Consider the following 1,468-nt stretch of genomic DNA (forward strand, 5'->3'; position numbering starts at 1 on the left):
CTGCAGCGCGGCTTCCATGTCGAAGGTTGGTTTGGTCATGTGTCATCTCTGTTTTGTATAGGATAAAGAAATGACACAGAATTCTGAACACTACCGTGCTATAGGTACAACATTGCGCCGATAACCACCGCGAAAAGAATAACAACCCAAATAACCCGAACAAGAAAATGAAGGCGCTTATTTATCGTGTTTTCTTTTGTAGCATGCTCCGTACCACCTTCAGAATCGAAATTTTCGTCCCGATACTCACGGAAGGCTAAAAACAGCGCAGCTCCAAAAACAGGAAGCAGCAGAGCAATGTCTGCGAGCCGGGAAATAGTAGCAGTAATAAATAACGCCGATAATATGTAAGCGAAGATCAGTATGGCGGATATAAATTCTTTTAGTGGCATGGCATAGCTGGCGGAAGAGATTAATTGATTCAGGCTTGTATTGGTCTTTTCTTTTCAGTTGCTGGGCATTGTTCTGGTTCTTAGTTAGTGTTTTTCAGAGCGGAAGGATAATACTAAAGTTTCTGAATGTAATGGTGCTCTAAAGCTTGAGTGAGTTGCCAGAATTTGGTCTTAGCATTTAAAGAAAAAATTTACAAACGCCAGGGCAAATCCGCCGACCCACACAAGTATCATTCCAGAAAATCCGGCGATGATAACGATAGTGCGCGAGAGCCAGCCTGTGCTGCGTGAGCGTCGGATGATGTAAGTGAAAAGCAGTGCGCCAACGATGATACCTGCGGCAACAATAAACCAGCCAAGCGTATCGATAAGCGGATCTTTCTGGCCGAATTCTGGCGGACACTGACTCGTTGCGTGTACAGATGAAGAACACATCATCAGTGCTGTAAGGAGTTTAACTTCTTTTGAGCGAATACCGGAAATACCCATGTGTGTTAACGCTAGTGGTGAGGGGCTTGCCGTAGCGGGTGAGGCTTGTGCTAGCTTAGCGTAAAGCACAAACGAACACCGCGGAAAGCAAGTCCCTCTCAATCGCTATTGTTATGTTTCGTTTACTACAACAGAAATCCTTTCTATATCAATTAATGGGTAGTTTTTATCATTAACTGGACCCAGGTTATTTTCGAAGTCTTTGATACCATCTTCAATGTAGCTAGTATCAATACCCTCTGAATATACCTCTCTCTCCGGGTAATAGTCATAATAGTAAACACCACTATCCCGATCACGATATATTGTATTTACATACAATTGAGTTCCATTACTAATAGAAGATATACCTTCATGCTTCCATGAATTCGCAATAAACGTAAAAGATGTGTCTGTAGATAAATACTCAATCTCTACGTCTCGGATTGACACGTAAGAAACGCCATCCCCATACACCCATATATATGCGGCCAAGTTGTCTCGACTTATAGTAGTTTGCTCAGCATTATCCGATGCAGTTAGGTCAATTCGAAAAGATATATCACCTTCACTTATAGCACCGTCGTTATTTATATCAAACAGTATTT

3 protein-coding genes are annotated in these 1,468 nt (G+C 42.1%); all 3 read right to left on the reverse strand.

The window, feature by feature from the left end; genetic code table 11:
- Positions 1-98: 98 nt before the first annotated feature.
- Positions 99-392, reverse strand: coding sequence for a hypothetical protein (locus LGT44_RS08910; RefSeq protein WP_230331566.1), 294 nt, complete (start codon positions 390-392; stop codon positions 99-101).
- A gap of 171 nt (positions 393-563) precedes the next feature.
- The gene (locus LGT44_RS08915) at positions 564-881 is read right to left on the reverse strand and encodes a hypothetical protein (protein ID WP_145469318.1); all 318 of its coding nucleotides are present in this window, start codon (positions 879-881) and stop codon (positions 564-566) included.
- A gap of 111 nt (positions 882-992) precedes the next feature.
- On the reverse strand, positions 993-1,468 hold a 476-nt coding region (locus tag LGT44_RS08920; RefSeq protein ID WP_230333581.1), incomplete at its 5' end, for a hypothetical protein.

Origin of the sequence: Thalassolituus alkanivorans (genome assembly GCF_020447205.1) — a bacterium.
Classification (GTDB): Bacteria; Pseudomonadota; Gammaproteobacteria; order Pseudomonadales; family Oceanobacteraceae; genus Venatoribacter; species Venatoribacter alkanivorans.